The sequence below is a fragment of the Clostridium massiliamazoniense genome (assembly GCF_001403635.1).
Classification (GTDB): Bacteria; Bacillota; Clostridia; order Clostridiales; family Clostridiaceae; genus Sarcina; species Sarcina massiliamazoniense.
Map to the genome: position 1 here is coordinate 543,164 of NZ_LN879468.1, position 20,982 is coordinate 564,145.

Annotated in this window: 19 protein-coding genes and 1 pseudogene; 8 read left to right on the plus strand and 12 right to left on the minus strand. The window is 25.6% G+C overall.

What is annotated here, in order from left to right; all coding sequences use genetic code 11:
* Positions 1–131: 131 nt before the first annotated feature.
* Together ARA19_RS09520 and ARA19_RS09525 are read left to right on the plus strand one after the other, a co-directional pair.
* Positions 132–415 (plus strand): annotated as a pseudogene (locus ARA19_RS09520) (arsenate reductase family protein).
* Between the two features lie 105 nt (positions 416–520).
* Positions 521–835, plus strand: a complete 315-nt coding sequence (locus ARA19_RS09525) for a hypothetical protein (protein WP_055070734.1) — start codon at positions 521–523, stop codon at positions 833–835.
* Positions 836–869: 34 nt separating this feature from the next.
* Here ARA19_RS09525 and ARA19_RS09530 read toward each other — a convergent pair whose 3' ends face one another.
* Positions 870–1,601, minus strand: coding sequence for a type 1 glutamine amidotransferase (locus ARA19_RS09530; protein WP_055070735.1), 732 nt, complete (start codon positions 1,599–1,601; stop codon positions 870–872).
* Between the two features lie 20 nt (positions 1,602–1,621).
* Complete coding sequence (locus tag ARA19_RS09535; RefSeq protein ID WP_084764569.1) at positions 1,622–2,929, minus strand: Mur ligase family protein; 1,308 nt, start codon at positions 2,927–2,929, stop codon at positions 1,622–1,624.
* Positions 2,930–3,212: 283 nt separating this feature from the next.
* Here ARA19_RS09535 and ARA19_RS09540 point away from each other — a divergent pair, with 283 nt between their 5' ends.
* The 5 genes from ARA19_RS09540 to ARA19_RS09555 all read left to right on the plus strand — a co-directional run bounded on the left by ARA19_RS09540 (position 3,213) and on the right by ARA19_RS09555 (position 9,396).
* On the plus strand, positions 3,213–4,103 hold the full coding sequence (locus ARA19_RS09540) for an undecaprenyl-diphosphate phosphatase (protein WP_055070736.1): 891 nt from the start codon (positions 3,213–3,215) through the stop codon (positions 4,101–4,103).
* Positions 4,104–4,322: 219 nt separating this feature from the next.
* Positions 4,323–5,420: a 6-phosphofructokinase gene (locus ARA19_RS09545; protein ID WP_055070737.1), complete on the plus strand. Its 1,098-nt coding sequence runs from the start codon at positions 4,323–4,325 to the stop codon at positions 5,418–5,420.
* 321 nt (positions 5,421–5,741) lie between these two features.
* Positions 5,742–7,172 carry an adenylosuccinate lyase gene (gene purB, locus ARA19_RS09550; protein ID WP_055070738.1) on the plus strand — a complete coding sequence of 477 codons (1,431 nt, stop codon included), beginning with the start codon at positions 5,742–5,744 and terminating at the stop codon, positions 7,170–7,172.
* A gap of 41 nt (positions 7,173–7,213) precedes the next feature.
* Positions 7,214–7,339 (plus strand): hypothetical protein, encoded by a 126-nt coding sequence (locus ARA19_RS18140; protein WP_278321695.1) that lies wholly within the window; start codon positions 7,214–7,216, stop codon positions 7,337–7,339.
* A 1,103-nt stretch (positions 7,340–8,442) separates the two neighbouring features.
* Positions 8,443–9,396 (plus strand): tyrosine-type recombinase/integrase, encoded by a 954-nt coding sequence (locus ARA19_RS09555; RefSeq protein ID WP_055072101.1) that lies wholly within the window; start codon positions 8,443–8,445, stop codon positions 9,394–9,396.
* 23 nt (positions 9,397–9,419) lie between these two features.
* On the opposite strand, the gene ARA19_RS09560 is transcribed toward ARA19_RS09555, so the two are convergent.
* A complete protein-coding gene (locus ARA19_RS09560; protein WP_055070739.1) occupies positions 9,420–9,788 on the minus strand; it encodes a hypothetical protein in 369 nt (122 codons plus the stop codon).
* A 57-nt stretch (positions 9,789–9,845) separates the two neighbouring features.
* Entirely contained in the window at positions 9,846–10,727 is an 882-nt protein-coding gene (locus ARA19_RS09565; protein ID WP_055070740.1) for a coiled-coil domain-containing protein, read from the minus strand.
* 210 nt (positions 10,728–10,937) lie between these two features.
* Here ARA19_RS09565 and lexA point away from each other — a divergent pair, with 210 nt between their 5' ends.
* The gene (lexA, locus tag ARA19_RS09570; RefSeq protein WP_055070741.1) at positions 10,938–11,543 is read left to right on the plus strand and encodes a transcriptional repressor LexA; all 606 of its coding nucleotides are present in this window, start codon (positions 10,938–10,940) and stop codon (positions 11,541–11,543) included.
* Between the two features lie 53 nt (positions 11,544–11,596).
* On the opposite strand, the gene ARA19_RS09575 is transcribed toward lexA, so the two are convergent.
* From ARA19_RS09575 to miaA, 8 genes are all read right to left on the minus strand, one after another.
* Complete coding sequence (locus ARA19_RS09575; protein WP_055070742.1) at positions 11,597–12,667, minus strand: glycoside hydrolase family 113; 1,071 nt, start codon at positions 12,665–12,667, stop codon at positions 11,597–11,599.
* Positions 12,668–12,735: 68 nt separating this feature from the next.
* A complete protein-coding gene (locus ARA19_RS09580) occupies positions 12,736–14,859 on the minus strand; it encodes a cellulose biosynthesis cyclic di-GMP-binding regulatory protein BcsB (RefSeq protein WP_055070743.1) in 2,124 nt (707 codons plus the stop codon).
* Positions 14,860–14,881: 22 nt separating this feature from the next.
* Positions 14,882–16,141: a glycosyltransferase family 2 protein gene (locus ARA19_RS09585; protein ID WP_055070744.1), complete on the minus strand. Its 1,260-nt coding sequence runs from the start codon at positions 16,139–16,141 to the stop codon at positions 14,882–14,884.
* 5 nt (positions 16,142–16,146) lie between these two features.
* Positions 16,147–17,019, minus strand: a complete 873-nt coding sequence (locus tag ARA19_RS09590; protein WP_147574388.1) for a hypothetical protein — start codon at positions 17,017–17,019, stop codon at positions 16,147–16,149.
* Between the two features lie 49 nt (positions 17,020–17,068).
* Positions 17,069–17,608: a hypothetical protein gene (locus ARA19_RS09595; protein WP_055070746.1), complete on the minus strand. Its 540-nt coding sequence runs from the start codon at positions 17,606–17,608 to the stop codon at positions 17,069–17,071.
* Entirely contained in the window at positions 17,598–18,443 is an 846-nt protein-coding gene (locus tag ARA19_RS09600) for a GGDEF domain-containing protein (protein WP_055070747.1), read from the minus strand. Before ARA19_RS09600 ends, ARA19_RS09595 begins: the two co-directional genes overlap by 11 nt.
* A 224-nt stretch (positions 18,444–18,667) precedes the next feature.
* Positions 18,668–19,954: a methionine gamma-lyase family protein gene (locus tag ARA19_RS09605; RefSeq protein ID WP_055070748.1), complete on the minus strand. Its 1,287-nt coding sequence runs from the start codon at positions 19,952–19,954 to the stop codon at positions 18,668–18,670.
* Between the two features lie 89 nt (positions 19,955–20,043).
* Positions 20,044–20,970: a tRNA (adenosine(37)-N6)-dimethylallyltransferase MiaA gene (miaA, locus tag ARA19_RS09610; RefSeq protein ID WP_055070749.1), complete on the minus strand. Its 927-nt coding sequence runs from the start codon at positions 20,968–20,970 to the stop codon at positions 20,044–20,046.
* Positions 20,971–20,982: the final 12 nt, after the last annotated feature.

A 20,982-nucleotide genomic window follows, 5' to 3' on the forward strand; every position in this document is an offset into this window, starting at 1 on the left:
TTAAGAAAAAATTAAGATATGGTTAGTTTTTCTTATATTATTTTGAATATTTTAAAGTTTAATATAATATTTTGCTTATGATATAATATATATTATTTTAATTTATATTATATATAAGAAGAGGTAAAAGAATGAATATACAGATATTTGGAACTAAAAAATGTAATGATACTAAGAAGGCTGAAAGATTTTTTAAGGTGAACTTCAAAGTGTAAAAAAAGCTATTGGACTTGAAAATTTAATTAATAAAAAATCCAAAGATTATGTTAAATTAAATATGGATAAAATAAGAGGAGCAGAAACTCGTGAAGATATGCTTTTGAAGAATCCATCTTTGTATAATACTCCTATTGTAAGAAATGGAAAAGAAGCTACTGTAGGATATGCTATAGATATATGGAAAACATGGGAATAAGATATAACTATTTTCTTCTAAAGTAAATTAATACTTTAAATTTATTCATATATTTTAGAGAAGTGAAGTAAATTTAAGTGTAGTAATTATTTTAGGAGATTCAATATGGCTATTTATGTAGTGCTCATAATAACATTTATTCTTTTGGGTATATTAAGCTTATTTAAAGGAATTAAAGAAGGTTTAATAGCATCTGTTATAGGTGGTGTTGCAACGGTATCTATAGGATTCATCCACTTTATAATTAGCAAGGTAAATATTTTTTTTGGTAAGTATAATATAACAATGAAGGATTTTTTTACGTGGTTACTTACTATTGCTTTAGGAATGTTAATTTTTGTTGTATTATCATTTATAATAAAAATAAATAGTAAATCAAATAATTCTATGAGTGCAGGACATAGAAGAAGAAGAAAATAAAAAAGACTATACTTTTAAAGCATAGTCTTTTTTATTACTTATTAGCATAAGTTTGTACTATAAATTCCTTTGCCTTTAATTCTATAGAATCATCTAAAGGCTCTAAATTAATTTCTTTATTATACTTCTTTTCTAAAGCTAATTTTATAAATCTATCTGCAAGTTCTGGATTCTTTGATAATAATGATCCATGAAAATAAGTTGCAAATGTATTTTTATATACACATCCCTCAGCTTTATCTTCTCCATTATTACCATATCCAGCTAAAACCTTTCCCATTGGTTTTAATCCTTTTCCAAGATAAGTTCTACCAGAATGATTTTCAAAACCAACATAAGTTTCATTAAATTCATCATTATGAATAACAGTATTTCCGATAAATCTAGTATCTCCAGCTTCGGTGTAAACATCTAGGATATTTAATCCATCTATTTTTTCACCATTAGCCATTGTATAGTATTTACCTAGTAATTGATATCCACCACATATTGCAATTAATACTTTTCCATCTTCAATATAATCTTTTAGTGAATCTACTTTTTCTCCAACTAAGTCTGTTGAGACTATTGATTGTTCAAAGTCTTGACCTCCACCCCATAAAACTATATCGTGATCTTCTTTTTTGAAAGTATCTCCCATAGATATATTTGACATAGTAACATTTATGCCTCTAGCTTCAGCTCTATGTTTTAATATTAATAAATTCCCTACATCTCCATATACGTTTAGAAGATCAGGATATAAATGACATAAATTAAGTTCCATTTTTATTAACTCCTTTCTATCTACCATAACTTCTCTATATACCCTTTTGAATGTAGGTATTTTCTAAAGTTTATCATAGCAGTATAGGTAGCTAACACATATATTTTATCTTGTGAAGACTTTTTAAAGTTTTCAACTAATTTTTCGTATTCTGACTCCATTATAAATTTAGAAGGATCTAATCCAGCTATTTTAAGTCTTACAGCCATATCGTATAATCTCATTCCAGATATAAATACTTCATTAATATTCATGTTAGCAAGTTTTTCAAATTTAACATCCCAAATCCAAGATACGTCTCTTCCATCAGCATAGTTATCATTAAGCATGAAGGCAGCTGAGAAGGCATTAGAGTTTAGACATAAAGTTTCTAAGGCTTGGTTATAACCAGCAGGATTTTTTACTAAGATTATTTTTAACTCTTTATTGCCTATTTTAATAACTTCTTGTCTACCAAAACTTGAACTTTGACTTGTAAATGATTTTTCAATCACTTCATCTGATATATTAAATTCTTTAGCTATTGAGTAAGCACACAGAGCATTATATATATTGTATAAACCTGATTGAGTTATAGTAAATTGTGATCCATTTAATTTTACTACTGAACCATCAGGATTTAAATCAACGATATCAGTAACTTTATATGTTAAATTTTCTCTTTTAAATCCACAATTAGGACAATAAAAATCTCCTAAGTGATTATAAGTTATGAAATTATATTCGTAAGGTGATTTGCAGAATTTACAAAACTTAGCGTCAGCATTTATATCTATTTTAGTATCAGTCATTGGTGATTTTTCAAATCCATAATAAACTTTCTTATTAGGAACATCTAGCTTTGCTAATAGTGATTCATCTCCATTTAATAATAAAGTAGTTTCTGGAACTTTAACAATTCCTTCCATAATCTTACTTAAAGTAGTATAAACTTCACCATATCTATCTAATTGATCTCTAAATAAATTAGTAATAGTAATTATTTGAGGAGTTATATGTTCAGTTATAAATTTAACGTTAGCTTCATCGACTTCTATAACAGCATATCTGTTTTTATTTCCAGAAAACTTATAATGTTCAACAAATGAACTAACTATACCTGGATACATGTTAGCACCTGTACTGTTTGTTATTACATCAAATCCATTTGCCTTTAATACATTATAGATCATTGATGTAGTAGTAGTTTTACCATTTGTTCCAGTAACTAATATTACATTATAATTAGCTGCAACTTTTTTCAAAATATCTTTATCCATTTTTAAGGCCATTTTACCTGGATAGTTACTTCCACCTTTAAACAAGTTTTTTGCCAATGATTGAGCCATTTTTGTTGTTAATATAGCAATTGTACTTATTTTAAACACCGCCTAACTTTTAAGTATGCAAATTATGTTAAATATTTATTATATCTCATATTATCTAAATAACATTAAATATTATATTATATATTATAGGGAATGTAAATTGCATTATTTACAGTGAATTAACATAATAGTTTAAAATATATTTTTTAATTTAACATTATACATAAATAAGTAAATAGACATACATATAATTAATTTAGTATAATAGAAATGTTTAACAATAAAATATAAGGGGAGGAAATTAATGAATTTTTTATTTATTTTTAAGGCTATAATTATAGCTATTGTAGAGGGACTTACAGAGTTTGTTCCAGTTTCTTCTACAGGGCATATGATTTTAGTGGGGGACTTAATAAACTTTAGAAATTCTACAATGCCTCAAGCATCTCAGTTTACTGAAATGTATGAAGTTGTAATACAATTAGGTGCTATTTTAGCTGTTGTAGTTTTATATAGGAAGAAAATTTTTGGTTCTATTGTTGAGTTTTTTAACTATATAATCGGGTTTATAAAGAAAGATAAATCTTTAGTGAAGAAATCGGAGACTGGTTTTAAATTTGGCATAAACGTTATTTTAGGTAGTTTACCAGCTATGTTCTTTGGATTAGTTTTATATGATAAAATCAAAGGCTTATTTAACACAGATTCAGTTGCTATAGCTTTTATAGTTGGTGGTATTTTGTTAGTAGTTATAGAAAGTTGGTATTTGAAGAATAGAAAGAAAAGAAGAGAAGCTAAATCTGTTGATGAAATAACTTATAAACAATCTTTATTAGTAGGCTTTTTTCAATGTTTAGCTATGTGGCCAGGAATGTCTAGAAGTGCTTCAACTATAATGGGAGGATGGGTTGCTGGTTTTAATACAACTGTAGCAACAGAATTCACCTTCTTTTTAGCTATTCCAGCTATGGTTGGTTCTTCAGCTTTAGACTTATTGAAGTTTGATTATTCTATAATGAATTCAACTTATTGGGTAGCTTTAATAATTGGATTTATAGTAGCTTTTGTAGTATCACTTATTGTAATAGAAAGGTTTATAAGCTACTTAAAGAAGAAACCTATGAGAGTTTTTGCTATTTATAGAGTTTGTGCTGGTATAGTACTAGCAGTATTATTATTTACAAAAATAATTTAATAGTTATATATATGGCCTGTATATGGTTTGTCTAAAAGACTAATCTATGCAGGTTATTAATTATATTAAATTATCAATTTCATTAAATTACCATTGCAAGAAAGTATTACCATAGTATATAATTTTAATAGGTACTATTAATCATATTGCCTGAATAAAATTAAATTGGTCAAAAAATTCTTAACCTGTAATATTTAAGTGGTAAGAGGGGGAGAACACATGTCTAAGAAAATCAAAAAAATAGCTTTATTAACTGGGGGTGGAGACTGTCCAGGGCTTAATGCAGTTATAAGAGCAGTAACCAGAACAGCTATACTTCAATATGGTTACGAGGTAATAGGGTATAAATTTGGGTATAGAGGATTATATAATAATGATTATATAAAGCTAGATTTAAATTCTATATCTGGAATACTTCATAGAGGCGGAACTATATTACATAGTTCAAATAAGGATAATTTATTTGACTATCAAGTAATTGAAAATGGTGAAACTGTAAAAAAAGATGTATCAGATAAAGCTATAGAAAACATGAAGAATTTAGGAGTAGATGCACTAGTTGTTATAGGTGGAGATGGAACTTTAACTTCAGCTAGAGATTTTGCTAGAAAAGGAGTTAATGTTATAGGTGTTCCAAAAACAATAGATAATGATTTATTGGCAACAGATGTTACATTTGGATTTAATACAGCTACAGAAATTGCTTGTGAAGCTTTAGATAGATTGCATACAACTGCTGAATCACATCATAGAATAATGTTGTTAGAAGTAATGGGAAGAAATGCTGGATGGATAGCTTTAGATGCTGGTATCGCTGGTTCTGCAGATGTTATATTAATTCCAGAAATACCATATGATCTTAATAAAATAGTTGATAAAGTTAAAGAAAGAGAAGAGGCTGGAAAGCAATTTACTATTATTGTAGTTGCAGAAGGTGCAAAACCAAAAGATGGAGATGTTGTTGTTGCGAAAATAGTTGATGATAGTCCAGATCCAATAAGACTAGGAGGCATAGGGAATAAAATAGCTGCTGATTTAGAAGCTATAATTAAGAATCATGAAGTTAGAAGCACAACTCTTGGGCATATTCAAAGAGGTGGTAATACATCTGCTTATGATAGAATACTATCAACAAGATATGGAGTAAAGGCTACTGAACTTATAAATGAAGAATTATTTGGTAATATGGTGTGTTTAAAAGGACAAAATATATCTTATGTAAGTTTAGAAGAAGTTATCGGTAATACTAAGTGTATAACTGCTAATGATGAAAAGGTTGCAGCAGCTAAAATGATGGGAATTAGTTTTGGTGATTAATGTTATTATAAAGTTAAAATCAATTTAGATTTCAAATTGATTTTTTAGCTTATATTTAATTGGTTATATAAGTTTTATTATAATATAAGATGATTTACTAGTAGGTATCGGTAAATCATCTTTTTTTATATATAGAAAAAATCTGACTTATATTAAGAGTACTTCTTTTGGTTATATATTTAGTCTTTTTGTAAATACTAAAATTAGAAAGCATAAAAATACGAACATTAAATTAAAAATTACTATTTTTGTTCATATTATTTATTATTTATGATATAATTATTTTAGGAATTTTTAACAAATGTTTTAGGAGGGGATTAAATGAAAAATTTATATAATAATCCGTTGAATTCTAGATATTCATCATCAGAAATGTCATATATTTTTTCTGATCATATGAAGTTTTCAACGTGGAGAAAGTTATGGGTAGCTTTAGCAGAGGGAGAAAAAGAATTAGATTTAAATATAAGTGAGAGACAAATAGAGCAGTTAAGAGCATACATAAATGATATAAATTATGATGTAGCTGAAGCTAGGGAGAAAGAAGTAAGACATGATGTAATGAGTCATGTTTATGCTTATGGTAAACAGTGTCCTGAGGCAAAGGGGATAATACATTTAGGGGCTACTAGTTGTTATGTTGGTGATAATACAGATATTATTGTTATGAAAGAAGCTCTAAGCTTAATTAAAAAGAAAATTGCTGTAGTATTAAATAATTTAAAAAAATTTGCTTTAGAATATAAAGATATGCCAACTCTGGGATTTACACATTTTCAGCCTGCTCAGTTAACTACAGTAGGAAAAAGAGCTACTTTGTGGATGCAGGATTTAGTTATGGATATGGAAAATTTAGAATTTTTAATAAGTACGTTGAAACTTAGAGGCGTAAAAGGAACTACTGGTACACAAGCTAGCTTTATGAATTTATTTGAAGGTGACGAAGAAAAAGTGAAAACTTTAGATATTATAGTAGCAAAGAAGATGGGGTTTAATAAAAGTTATGCTGTCACTGGTCAAACATATCCTAGAAAATTAGATTCTATAGTTTTAAATACTTTATCTGAGATAGCACAAAGTGCCTATAAATTTTCCAATGACTTAAGATTACTTCAAAGTATGAAGGAAATAGAGGAGCCTTTTGAAAAAAGTCAGATAGGATCATCTGCTATGGCTTATAAAAGAAACCCTATGAGAAGCGAACGTATGGGATCATTAGCTAGATACGTATTGGTTGATGCTTTAAATCCTGCTATCACTGCAGCTACTCAATGGTTTGAAAGGACTTTAGATGACTCAGCTAATAAAAGAATTGCTATGGCAGAAGGTTTTCTAGCTCTAGATGGTGTTTTAAACCTGTATATAAACATTTCTGAGGGAATGGTTGTTTATGATAAAGTTATTAAAGCACATGTAGAAAGTGAATTGCCTTTTATGGCTACCGAAAATATAATGATGGAATCTGTTAAACGTGGTGGTGATAGACAAGAACTTCATGAAATAATTCGTGAATATTCAATGGAAGCCACTAAAAGAGTTAAGGGTGAAGGATTATCAAATAATCTTATAGATAATATAATTAAGGATGAAAGATTTAAGTTATCTAAGGAAGAAATATTAAAAATAATTGATCCTATAAAGTTTACAGGAAGAGCTTCTAGTCAAGTTGTTGAATTTATAGAAGAATATGTAAACAATATATTAGAAGAAAATGAAGAGGCTTTATCTATAAAAAGTGAAATAAACGTATAAAAAAATTTTTTCATAAAAAACTACTATTGAGGTGATTTTTTATGAAGTTGACTATTAAGTCTGTAGAACGAGATAATGAGAATAAAATAATAAGTTATACATTATCAAACGGTAAAACCATTTCTGTTTCTGAATATGAAAATATGGTAAAAAATAGAGAAATATAATATTAGAAAATAGGAATTGTATAAATAGAATTTATATGATTCCTATTTTTTATACTATAAATATTTTTTTGTGTAAATTTTCTTAAAAAATCAATGTTAATAAAATAATTTAATAATAGCAATACATTATATTGTAATACTTAATGTATTACTATTTAAAGATAGAAAGGTGAGGTATAATAGATGTTGTTAGAAGTTTTATAAAGCTATAAAATAAAATGTTTTCAAAAAAATATAGTAATACCAATTGAAACTTTGGATATTGATGAAAAAAACTATTTTATTTAATATTTGTTTATCACAACATCTATTTATCATAAGTGAAAATAATTAAAAATTTGCAATTTATATAACTACATCTAATTGAATGTCTTTTATATTTGAGTTGCTTGGTAAAAATACTTACAACGATTTTAATAAAAAAATGAATTTGAAAATTGAGAGAAGGTAATTTTGGTAATTCGTTAAAGTTTTAAATTTTATTTTTCTGCATATGAGTGTTGTGAATTAGAAAGGTATATGGGTTGGGTGTGATAAGATTAAATCGTTAAGTGGTTATGGGGGTTAAAGGATTTAATCTTTATATAATTTCGTTAAATTGTTATTTAACGAAATTCGTTGTTAACAATGAAAAGTGTGGTATAATATAGTTATATCAATGTATTTAGGAGAAAAAGTATATGAAAGATACAACGAAAAAATATAAATATAAAAACTTCGTTTATACCGAAGAAATAAAAAAACTTTTAAATGTTGAGTTAAGTAAAAAAGATAAGGAAAAATTAAAAAAAATATATAATAATTATAAAGCTGAAAATAATAATAGAAATTACGAATATATAATAAAAGATATTTATATACTTTTAGAAAAACAAAAATTAAACACTAAAGATCTCGCTGATATATACAAAGTGAATATTAGAACAGTTCAAATTTGGCTAAAAGAATTAGGGCTTAATAGAAGTAAATCTAAAGCTAAAAAAAATTCTAAAAGCAACAGGAATACGGAAAATAATTTCGAAACAATAACTGAGGATAATTTCTTTTTTAATAGTAATGATAAAAATAATGATTTTTTTGGAAATAAAAATTTAAACTTAGTTATCAAAGGACCTGAATCTCTAACGGATTTCTTGAGTTATTTGGAAACAATAAAAGGTAAATCTCCAAATACGATAATTGGATACAGAACTGATTTGATATTGTTTTTCAAATTTCTAAAAGCTTATAAAAGAGGGTTGCCTAAAGGTGTTGAACTTTTAGAATTAGATATAAGTGATTTGGATGATAATTTTGTAAAAGAAGTGCAACTTAGAGATTTATATGCCTTTTTAAGTTATGTTGAGCAGGTTAGGGATAATGGTAATTATGCCAAATCAAGAAAAGTTGCTGCTTTGAAATCTTATTTTAAGTTTCTTCAAAATAAAATAAAAATAATAAAAGAAAATCCAACTGCAGATTTAGAGACTCCTAAAATTGAAAAGAGAAACCCTATATATTTAACCTTAGAAGAAAGTATTAAACTACTTGATAATATGGATAAAGATAATAAAAATTATAAAAGGGATTACTGTATTTTAGTTTTATTCTTGAATTGCGGAATGAGATTATCGGAACTTTGCAACATAAAAATAAGCAAATTCAGAGGAGATACATTATCTATTGTAGGGAAAGGTGATAAAGAAAGAGTTGTATATTTGAATAAACTTTGCATAAAAGCGTTAGATGAATATTTAAAATTTAGAGAAGGGCTCAATATACCTGATGAATATAAGGATTTTATGTTTATATCTTCAAGAAATAGACCGATTAATAAAAGAACTGTAGAATTGATGGTTAAAAAGTATACTACACAAGTTGGGCTTGGAACAAAGTATACACCACATAAATTAAGGCACACTGCTGCGACTTTGATGTATAAGCATGGGGAGGTAGATATACGTAGTATACAAAGTGTTTTAGGTCATGAAAATATATCTACAACACAAATATATACCCATGTTGATGATGATGATTTAAGGGAGGCAGTTAATAAAAACCCTCTATCTAATATATAAAAATAGAGTAGGTCTCCCCTACTCTATTTTTTCTTTATTCTTCTAAGACCAGGAGCTAACTCTTCTGTATTTTCTTCTAAGAATAAATCATCATTAAAATCCATATCTTCTAAGTATTCTATATGTTCGAAGGCATCTTCGTATTCTAAATTATAATCTTCTAGTTTTACTCCCCAATCACTTTCCTCTTTTTCTAACACTAGATTATCTAAAGTAAAATTAGAATCTGTTAATTGACTTTCTAGAAAAGCATTCTCTTCTTCTTTTTTAGCTATACTATCTATATTTATTGCTTTAATATCTATACCTTCCATCTCTAGGCATTTGCCACAGTTATTGCAAGGTTTCCCTCCGATTATATCGCAAATATCATCTTCATTAATAATATGCATGTTATTCATTCCTTTCTTAAATGGTGCTTTATATTATAACAAATAAAACTAGTAATGTTAACTCCTATTTTCTAATGTTTTTATTTTAAATTCTAATTCTTTTATTTCTAAATTATGCTCTCTTTTTAAGAGGTTTATACGCTCTTCTAATTCGTTTTTGTATCTTTCAGAATACTTACCTTCTAAAATATTCAATTCCGTCTTATGGTCGCTTCTAAGTCTTTCTATAAGTAATTGATATGATTTTTTCTCTTCTAATAAATCTTCGATTCTTTTTTCATTTATTAATAATTCTTTTTTTACATTACTTATATTTTTCCTTTCTTCCTCTAATTCTCTATTTAATTGATTTGTTTTATTTTTTTCTTCTAACAAATCTTCTTTAACTTTTAATAAAGATTCGTCTATTTTTTCTTGGTCTGATATTTTTTTTTCTAGTTTTTGAACTTTCTTTTTCAATTCTTCTGATAAATCAAAATTTCTATTAGCTAATTGAGTTAAAGTGCTTTTACTTTCTTCTAAATTTTCTAATTCCTCTTTATATTTTTTTTGTTCTCCAAGTAATTCTTTGATTTTTTCTTTCAACATTTGTTCTTCTTTTTGTTTTATTTCCAATTTTTCTTTCAAAGTTAAAAGAGCCTCATCTTTTGATTCTAATTTTTTCACAAAAGATTCTTTCGCTCTATTTTCAGCATCTTCACTTAATTGTAATGATGTTACAAAAAGTCTATTTATTTTATTTATATAATCTTGAAAACTTTCTATTTCTAATTGACGTGTTACTAATGTGCTTTTAGATTGTTCTGTTTCATAAAGGTTTATAAGAGCATCTAAACATTGCCCTTGGTTTCCGAATTCTGATGCAGCTATTTCTTTAAATTTGGAAAACGTATCTTCATCTACTCTGAAGGATTTTACTTTTAATTCTTTATTGTTCATAACCTTCTCCTTATTTAGTATTACAGTAAGTATTACCAGGTAAAGTAATACTTATTGTAATATAATAATAACATTACCAGATTAGAGTTGTCAAATAAAGGATTTTGATATTGTATATAATTATTATGATTTTTATAAAGAAGAACGTATGTTTGATATAAGCTCATACTTATGATATAATGAGTACAATAATATTATGAGGTGTGTATTATGGCAGATCAAATTACTCAAAAACAAAAAGAGGTTTATGACTTCTTACTAAAATATACTAATGATAAAGGGTACCCGCCTTCAGTTAGAGAAATATGTGAAGCAGTTTCATTAAAATCAACATCTACTGTACATGGGCACTTAAAAAGATTAGAAAAAAAGGGGTATATATATAGAGATCCTACTAAACCACGAGCACTAGAGATTGTAGAATTATCAAATAAGAAAGAAATGATTTCAATACCAATAGTAGGTCAAATTACAGCGGGAGAACCTGTCTTAGCTGTTGAAAATATAGAAGATAATTTTCAATTGCCTATAGATTATGTCAAGCATAATAAAGACTTATTTATGTTGAAAGTTTCTGGTGAAAGTATGATTGAAGCTGGAATTTTAGATGGTGATCTAGCTATAATAGAAAAATGTACTACTGCAATAAACGGAGAAATAGTTGTTGCTATGATTGGTGAAGAAGCTACTATAAAAAGATTTTTTAAAGAAAAAAATCAATATAGACTTCAACCAGAAAATAGAAACATGAAACCTATAATAGTTAAGGAATGTTCTATTTTAGGAAAATTAGTTGGTATTTATAGAAATTATTAAAAAAAATGACTGCATTAAAATAGGATATATTCTATTTTAAGACAGTCATTTTTTTATTTATTGTACCAATTTTTTATTATTTCTTTGCTTTCATTGCAAGGATAATACCAATGATCAGTATTATTATTGCCTATAGCAAATACAGAAAATCCTAAAATCCAATCTTTTTTTGAAAATACCTCTTCATAAGCTTTAAAACAATTTGCTTGTTCAGTGTCATTAACGGTATTAGAAATATTTTCATTCCATGGTTCTATAGCAGCACCAGCCTTTTTAGGAAAACCTAATTCACCAAAAAATATTGGCTTATTCCATTTTTTATGAAGTTCATATAGTTGTTTTACAACATCCTGTTCTCTATTATACCTAGTGGTAGAATATAAATCATTTTTCAGTTGCTCTACAGTGTTATATTCATTATTAGAAAGTTCAAAATAAGCAGCAACACTTATGAAATCTACTCTTGATAAGGTTTCATTATTTAATACATCATCAAAATTTTTATAACTATTTCTATCCCACTTAGCTGTATACCACCAAGAAACTTTATATGTTATAAACCCTTTAAAATTTTTTCTTATATAAGCTATTATATTATCCCAATAAGTAGAATAAGAATATAAATTAACAAAATTAGATGCTATATTAATAGCAAAAACGTTATATGGAATTGCTACTTTATTTAAAATTGGTTTAATAACATTATCTTCCCAATTTTCAAAAAATAATTTTTTATCAGTTGGATTAAAATTAGTTTCATATTTAGAACCGTTATCAATCCAGGGATATGGTTCTAAAATAATTTTAACATTAGTCCCCTTTAGCTCCTTTATTAACTCTATAGCCCTATCTAAACTCCAATTCTCAATTTCTACTTCATTAGAATTCAAAGTCTTTATATTTACAACTATAGGTATATTTATTGTATTTAAATTCATAGATTTTATATCATTTAAAGCTTGAGGGATTGTATAGTCTGTAGCTAAATCTCCAGATTTTAAATCTCTATATTGATTTATACTTCCATAACTAGAGTTTTTTTTATTGATATAGGTAAAACCTAAGAAGAAAGTTATCACAATAATTATTATAATAGAAGCTATAGCAATTATTTTTTTTATCATAGTTTCTCCTTTCAATGATTAAAGCTATATTACAGTCTATTAAGATTATAATATAGCTTTAAAACTTTTTATTTATATTTCTTGAATTTTTTCCTAAATAATAATCCGATTATAATAAATATTATAATTAACATTATTATAAAAACAACTATAGACATATTTATATTATATTTTTTAGTTTTATTAGCCTCTATTTTATCTTGAGGTAAATCAAAACTATAATTAATTACATTTCCATCATTATCTAAAATTGAAACATTATCTTTAAGCTTATATATATCTTTAGAGTTATTTAAAATGTCGCTAGCAAGATTTAAATCCTCTTCTTTAGGACTTGAGATGACTAATAATCCCTTAGAAGAATTAAATGGTGATTTTAATAATTGTAATGTAGTTATATTTTCACTGTAATTAGGTAATAATTGAATCTTAGGATTATTTAATTCATATCCAGTAAAGTCCTTATTAAACTTAAGATATAAAGAATTATTTATATCTTTTATTGCAGTATTATTAGCTGGAGTGCCTAACATTATTATATTATAATTACTCATAGAATTATTAAAATTATTAGCTGTAATAACTTTGATATTTCCGTTATTATACTTAGAATACCTTCCAATATAAGACATAATATTTGCTGCAATAGTTAAATTATTATTACTTAAGTCATTAGGTAATACAAATAATATATTATTAAGCTTGTTATTCTCCACAAATGGATAAGGATAATTATTGAAACTATAATAATCTCTATTACTAGTTGGTAAACTTACATAAGATTCATTAGAGATAAAAGCCCATGGATTTTTATCGTCTCTTGCTGTGCATTCTTTAGCATTTATAGCTAAATTGAACTCTATTCTAACATTATAGTTATTACTTTGAGTTATATCCTTAGGAATACTAAAGGTAACAGAATCATTATCAGCATTTGCTTCTGTTAAATTTTTACTCCCTATAGGGATATTATTAATATAAGCAGTTATAAGTGAACGATTAAAATCTAAATCTTTAGCATATCTAAATTTCAAATTAAGTGTAGCTCCATTTTGAACTAATTTATTTGGAGGAATTGAAAAATTATAATTAGCAGTTTGAAGTAAAGGCCCTCTTAAAATTACATTTCCATAACCCAAATCTTTAAAGCTTAATAAATCTCCTTCTTTAGAGTCATTTTGTATATCATCAACATTTAAAGAACTATTTATAAAAATACTGTTTTGATTAGCTTGTTCTAATAATGTTGGATTATATAAAAATTTTACTGCTTCATTAATCGTTGAATCACTCCCTATAATAAGTAGTATATTATAGTTAGGGCTAACTGGATTAGCTATATTTTTTATTAATGTTTCATTTTTAATAGCTTCAAGCTCTTCTTTAGTTAATAAAGAACTTATGTCCGTAGGTAAATTATTTTCATTAGCAATAAATATAATGTTTTTATTTTTAAAATCATCTATAGAATCATACGTAGTAAAATTAACTTTAGTGTTAGCATCCCCTCCATAATTTCCCAAATAACTGCTTAATTCCATAGCAGCTGAAAGAGTACTAGAAGTCGGATTTTTAGGGGTAACAACATTAATAGTACTATTAAGTATAGTATTATCTATAAATGGATAAGGAAATTCATTTAAATTAAATCTTGAGCCTTTATTACTATAATTTAAATGAACATAAGAATCCTTGCTAAATTCTATCCAGTTTGCTGTGTTTGAGTCATCTGCACATAAATCATTACTTATTCTTCTATGTGTTTCAATGGTTATTATATTATCTCCAGATTTAAGTAATTCACCTCTTATTGGAACTTTTATTTGTTCATTATAATTATTTTTTCCTGCCAATCTAATAGAATATATACTTATTCCATTTACTTGAACTGTTAATGTTGATTGATCACTAAGAGTTAATTGGCTCTGAGTAAAAATAAGGTTTAGAAATGAATCCTTAGGCTTCCAATTTTTTTGAATATAAAAAGAAAAACTTTGTGATCTAGCTACTCCTACAGATTTTAAATCATTATTAAACATAAAATTTATAGAATTAAAATTTTGATTAGCATTAGTAGGAGTTTGAATATCCTTTGTTGGCATAGGTTCAGCATAGGCCTTTTCCGATGAAAAAAGTGTTATAGATGAAAATGTAATAATAAGTGATACTATAATTAAAATAAATTTCTTCATATTACTCTTGTCTAACCTTTCATTAGAATCTTTCAGTTTTATACCATTTAACCTCTCTTTTAAATAATTTATCTCTTATAAATTGTATAAGGCTATTAATAGCAACTATTAACCATAATTGACAATAAGTAAAATACATAATTGGAACTAGAACTAAATTATCTATTGTACTCTCTCCCTTTTCTATGGCTAACGTTACATATATTTCTAAAACAAAAAGTATGTAAGCTAATATCCATAGTAAAGTAAAATTACCACTTATACTTATTTGTATATTAGTAAAGATACTTAAGCAAAATAATATATCAGATATTATTACTGAAAATAAAAAGAAAAAATATACACCAAAGAAATAAATTATATCGAAGGTAATTTTTGAAGGTTTTTCAGTTAATAATACTTTCATATACTTGCTTATAACATATATATTACCTTTTGCCCATCTCGTTCTTTGTTTAAACCATACCTTCACAGTTTCAGGTTCTTGTTCCCAAGTTACTGCTAAAGGCATAAATGCAATTTTATAGCCTAATTTATAAATTCTAAAGCTTATTTCTGTATCCTCAGCAATAGCTTTAGTATCCCAGCCACCTAACTTATTTATTATATCTCTTCTAATAACAAAGTTTGTTCCTGGTATGGTGCAAAGATTAAATAAATTCCATCTACCACCTTGAGACATCCATTGAAAACTTAAAGTTTCTATATTTATAAATCTAGTTAAAATGGAGCTTTTTTTATTTCTGGTTCGAAACTTACCTATTACAGCACCTAAGGAATTATCATAATGTATTCTAGTTATTAAATATTTTAAAGCATTTCTTTCAGCTGTATTATCTGCATCATAAATTGCTATATATTCACCCTTTGAATGATTAAATCCTATATTAAGTGCATTAGATTTACCTTTACCACCTGTTATTTTATCTGTATTTATGATTTTTAAATTATCTCCCTCATAATTCTTTTTTACTCTTTGTAATTCTTCATTTGTTTTATCAGATGAATTATCATTTATTACTATTATTTCATATTTATCCTTTGGATAATTTAACAATAATAAAGACCGTACTGTATTATAAATAACTTTTTCTTCATTATGAGCTGGTATCATTATAGATACTGTAGGACAATTTGAATCTTCAATTAAATTAATATCCGATTTAAGCACTTTTAAGTAATATATATAACCATTGAAAGCTAAAAGGATATTTATAAGTAATAAAATCCAAATAGAGATCAAAGAAAATATAAAAAGCATATTAACAATTTCTAATTTCATAAAACTCACCTTAAAAATTTCTTTTTATTTAGGTATCTATAATATATAAAAACAATTAAAAAAATAATGCAAAATCCTCCAACTATTATTATTAATATATTATTTATTTTTCCTATAATTGAAGTTTGTTTATTATTGAAATCTGAATTCTTATAATTTGTAGATACTCTACCATTATTATTTTTTATATATGAACCATTAAAAATTATAGTGCTAGAAAGTGTTTTAACATCAACAATTATTGCTTTTTCAGATTTTATACAATTAATTATACCTTCAAAAATTTCTAAATTAACATTGGAAGGTATAATAATATTTGAAAAACTTCCATTAGGTAATGCTGAAAAATAATATTTAAACTTTTTAATATAAAGCTCACTTTCTAGGTTATTAATATTTAAATTATCCATAACAAAAGTATTAGATGCATTTACTATTTTATAAGGAAAATCTGATACATTAAGATATTTTGAAGTTGAATCTCCTAATAGGAATAAAGAAAAATTATTTTTTAACTCTTCATAATGTTGAAAATTATTTTCTGATAAATATAATCCTAAAGGATATATACCATTCTTCAATAAATATGATAATAAATCATTATAATTATTGATAGAATTATCATTTAAAATTATACTGCCACCTAAATTTTGAATCTTATTTAATGTATTTATTACATCCATAGAATGATTGGATATTAATTTACTTGATATAATTACCCAAAAAGAAATATTTTCTTTGTGAAGATAATTCGAATATTGTAGTACATTATCAATATCATTTATACTATTTAATTCTAAAGTAAATGAAACTTCTTTATTTGTGGATGTATCAGAGATATTAAAAAAGCTATGTAAATTTTCACAAAATATATTCATTAATATTTTAGAATTAGGTACTACCGTAACATACATTATATTCTTATATTCAAATATATAGGGAAAATTTTATATCTCCATCACTAAAATTACTTTTTATATTTAATCCATTTAACCCTTGAAAAGTATAAAAAGTATTTTGTATGTTAATAGGATAAGTATTATTATTAAAAGTAACATTAGTAGCGATAGTATTATGTTCAATAATATTTATAGAAGAACTATATACATTAAGCAGTTTATTAAGTCCTGTTCCAATCCAACATATTGGGATGTTTGAATTTTTAATATTGTCTAACAAAATAGAATTATTAATTTTCTCTTCAGAATTTATAATAATTACTTTACTATAATTGTTAATTAAATTATTGGTATAATTATTTATATTTATAGTTGTAATAGTATTAGAAAAAGCCTTACTAATAAACTTAATATTATTTAATATTTGGGAGTTATTTAATTGATTATTATAAATTATTAGAGTTTTCCCATTTATAGGTTCAGCGAAAACTTTATCATTATTATTCAATATAAATAATAATGATAAACTCATGGTTATTATAAAAATAATACTTTTTTTATAAATCATATATTGTTTCCTCTTCTGCTTTTTCTTTAAATTCAAAGGCATTTTTAATATTTTTGCTATATTGAACTATACCTATTTGTAAATCTATTATTACATTTTTCCCACTACTTTTAAGTTTTAAATTTTCTTTTGATATTTTATCTTTTATTCTATTTTTTACAACTTCAGCTCCTTTTATATCTGTTTCAATCATTAATATAGCTAAAGTATGATCTTCTAAATTATATATAGAATCTTCTAATCTAGTAGAATCTTCTAAAGCTCTAGATATACTATCTAATAGTTCATTAAATTCATTTTGGCTTAATATAGATTTTATTTGGTTTAAGAATGGTAATTTAATCACCATAAGAGATAAATTAGTATTATGTCTTATAGTTCTGCTTATTTCTCTCTCTAAATCTAAATAAAAAGCCTTTATGTTCTTTAATCCTGTTCTATGATCTATAGTAACTAATTCTTTATACTTATTTATTAGATCAAAATTTTCATCTGCTATTTCATTAATTGATTCAGATATTTTACCTGTTATATAAGCTAAAAAAGGTATTAATATTATCCACATGTATACAGTTAGTGGTAATTGAGTTGAAAGAGAAAAACTATAATATATTTCATAGCTAGAATAAAGAAATATTATAAATATGCTACTTAATAGTCCCCAAATTAACTTTTCAAAATAGGCTATGAATAATACAATTATTAAAGCACCAAATAATATAAAATTATTAAATGAATCAAAATCCTTTGATAAGAATATAAAGCTAAACAATATAAAGAAAACCAAAATAAAAAGCACAAAAAATAAATCTAATTTTTTTAACTTATTATTCATAATCCCCTCCTATAATTTTTTCTATTTTATACTCCCTAAATAATTTTAGAGTTATTTATTCTATATATAAAGATATAATAATACTTTTTTGTAAATAAAAGTAATTAAATTTGTTAAAAATTCATTAAATATTTCTATTTAAAAAATTTTTTATAGACCTATGTAATTTTATGTAAAAAAGATGATTTCTAAATTCTCTAGAAATCACCTTTTAAAAATAATTATTAGTTATTTATTACATTATTTAAAGCTATTAATATAGCAATTTTTGAATGGTCAAAGGTTAATCCACCTTGCATATATGCTACATAAGGCTCTTTTATTGGAGCATCAGCAGAAAGTTCAATAGATGATCCTTGAATAAAAGCTCCAGCAGCCATTATAACTTCATCATTATATCCTGGCATGGACCATGGTTCACATTGAACAAATGAGTCTATTGGTGACCCATATTGTATTCCCTTACAGAATTTTATAAGTTTATCTCTATCCAAGAATTTAATTGCTTGTATAATATCACTTCTTTTATCATTATATTTAGGAAGAACTTCAAAACCTGCTAATTCAAAAATTCTTGCACAGAATACAGCTCCTTTAACAGCTTCCATAACAATATGAGGTGCTAAAAATAAACCTTGATAAAATTCTCTCATTACATTGAAAGTTGAACCACATTCTCCACCTATACCTGGAGTTGTCAGTCTATAAGAAGCTTGATCTACTAAATCAGCTTTACCTACTATATATCCACCAGTTTGAGCAATTCCTCCACCAATATTTTTTATTAAAGAACCAGCCATTAAATCAGCTCCAACTTCTGTTGGCTCTTTTATATCTACAAACTCACCATAGCAATTATCAACAAAAACAGAAATGTCCTCTCTAATTGCTTTCATTTCTTTTATTGCATCTCCAAGTTCATCTACTGAAAATGCATTTCTCCATCCATAACCTGTAGATCTTTGCATATGAACTAATTTTATAGTCTTATCTTCAGATAATATTTTTTTTACTGTTTCTATATCTATTTTTCCATCAATTAGATCAACTTGTTTATATTTAACTCCATACTCTTTTAAAGAACCTGTTCTTTCAGTACTATCTTCAACGCCTATAAGTTTATGTAAAGTATCATAGGGGCTTCCTGTAGCTGCTAATAATGTATCTCCAGGTCTTAAATTTCCGAATATAGCAGCTCCAATAGCATGAGTGCCATTTACAAAGTGTGGTCTAACAAGAGCTTTTTCACATTTGAAAATTCTAGCATAAACTAAATCAAGAGTATCTCTTCCTATATCACCATAACCATATCCAGTGGAGTTTGTAAAATGGGTATCTGATATTCTTTCTTCTTGAAAGGCATTTAAAACTTTTATTTGGTTAAATTCTCTTATTTCATCATAATATTTAAATTCATTTTTTATATCTTTCATTGTAGCTTCTAAAAGTTTAAATGTTTTATCATTGAATTGATATTTTTCTTTTAATAAATCTTTTGTAGCATTTATCATAACTGTAACCTCCAGATTATTAACATATTTTTAATCCATAAATTATATTAGCATAGGTACTATAATTAGGCAAATTAAGAGATGAAAGGTTATTTAGTTATATCAGTTATAATTAGATTTATGATTTCTTCCTCACCTTTAAATTTATCTTTGTCAATAAATTTAGTTCTTGGGTCTTTTCTAAACCATGTTAGTTGACGTTTAGCATAATTTCTACTTCCTTGCTTTATTTTATCAATGGCATCGTCTAATGATAATCTATTGTTCAAAGCTAATAAGAGTTCCTTATATCCTATTCCTTTCATAGATTGCATATTTTCATTTAATCCCATAGCTTTTAATGATTTAACTTCATCTATAAGACCTCTTTCTAACATTATATCTACTCTTTTATTTATTCTTTCATATAGCTTTTCTCTATTCATATTCAATACATAATAATACAAATCATAATCACAATTATAGATATTATTATCAACAAATGAACTAAAAGGTTTTCCTGTATTTTTAAAAACTTCTAAAGCTCTTATAACTCTTTTTCTATTGTTAAAGTGTATATTTTTAGCACTCTCTGGATCAACTTCCTTTAATAAATCATGGATATGTTCATTTCCATGTTCTTCTGCTAATAAATTTAATTTTTCTCTATAACTATCATCTTTTTCACTTTCAGTAAAACTTAAATTACATATTAGAGAATTTATATATAATCCTGTTCCACCTACTAAGATAGGTAATTTACCTCTTGAATAAATATCTTTAATTTTTTCTTCTGCTAATTCCTTAAAATCAGCTACTGAAAATTCTTCTGTAGGTTCTAAAAAATCTATTAAGTGATGGGTTATTCCTTCTTGTTCTTCTTTACTTATTTTTGCAGAACCAATATCCATATGTTTATATATTTGCATTGAATCAACAGATATTATTTCACCATTAAGTTTTTTTGCTAGTTTAATAGAAATATCTGTTTTTCCTACAGCTGTAGGACCAGCTATTATTAATAATTTATCTTTCATAATTAGTCCTTT

Bases quoted from the DNA above. Each gene is read 5' to 3' on its own strand.
- ARA19_RS09595 (WP_055070746.1), bottom strand. From the start codon at position 17,608: ATGATTTATAAAAAAAGTATTATTTTTATAATAACCATGAGTTTATCA.
- ARA19_RS09540 (WP_055070736.1), top strand. From the start codon at position 3,213: ATGAATTTTTTATTTATTTTTAAGGCTATAATTATAGCTATTGTAGAG.
- ARA19_RS09600 (WP_055070747.1), bottom strand. From the start codon at position 18,443: ATGAATAATAAGTTAAAAAAATTAGATTTATTTTTTGTGCTTTTTATT.
- ARA19_RS09525 (WP_055070734.1), top strand. From the start codon at position 521: ATGGCTATTTATGTAGTGCTCATAATAACATTTATTCTTTTGGGTATA.
- ARA19_RS09560 (WP_055070739.1), bottom strand. From the start codon at position 9,788: ATGCATATTATTAATGAAGATGATATTTGCGATATAATCGGAGGGAAA.
- ARA19_RS09590 (WP_147574388.1), bottom strand. From the start codon at position 17,019: ATGAATATATTTTGTGAAAATTTACATAGCTTTTTTAATATCTCTGAT.
- ARA19_RS18140 (WP_278321695.1), top strand. From the start codon at position 7,214: ATGAAGTTGACTATTAAGTCTGTAGAACGAGATAATGAGAATAAAATA.
- purB (WP_055070738.1), top strand. From the start codon at position 5,742: ATGAAAAATTTATATAATAATCCGTTGAATTCTAGATATTCATCATCA.
- ARA19_RS09575 (WP_055070742.1), bottom strand. From the start codon at position 12,667: ATGATAAAAAAAATAATTGCTATAGCTTCTATTATAATAATTATTGTG.
- ARA19_RS09545 (WP_055070737.1), top strand. From the start codon at position 4,323: ATGTCTAAGAAAATCAAAAAAATAGCTTTATTAACTGGGGGTGGAGAC.
- miaA (WP_055070749.1), bottom strand. From the start codon at position 20,970: ATGAAAGATAAATTATTAATAATAGCTGGTCCTACAGCTGTAGGAAAA.
- ARA19_RS09530 (WP_055070735.1), bottom strand. From the start codon at position 1,601: ATGGAACTTAATTTATGTCATTTATATCCTGATCTTCTAAACGTATAT.
- ARA19_RS09585 (WP_055070744.1), bottom strand. From the start codon at position 16,141: ATGAAATTAGAAATTGTTAATATGCTTTTTATATTTTCTTTGATCTCT.
- ARA19_RS09535 (WP_084764569.1), bottom strand. From the start codon at position 2,929: ATGGCTCAATCATTGGCAAAAAACTTGTTTAAAGGTGGAAGTAACTAT.
- ARA19_RS09580 (WP_055070743.1), bottom strand. From the start codon at position 14,859: ATGAAGAAATTTATTTTAATTATAGTATCACTTATTATTACATTTTCA.
- ARA19_RS09565 (WP_055070740.1), bottom strand. From the start codon at position 10,727: ATGAACAATAAAGAATTAAAAGTAAAATCCTTCAGAGTAGATGAAGAT.
- lexA (WP_055070741.1), top strand. From the start codon at position 10,938: ATGGCAGATCAAATTACTCAAAAACAAAAAGAGGTTTATGACTTCTTA.
- ARA19_RS09605 (WP_055070748.1), bottom strand. From the start codon at position 19,954: ATGATAAATGCTACAAAAGATTTATTAAAAGAAAAATATCAATTCAAT.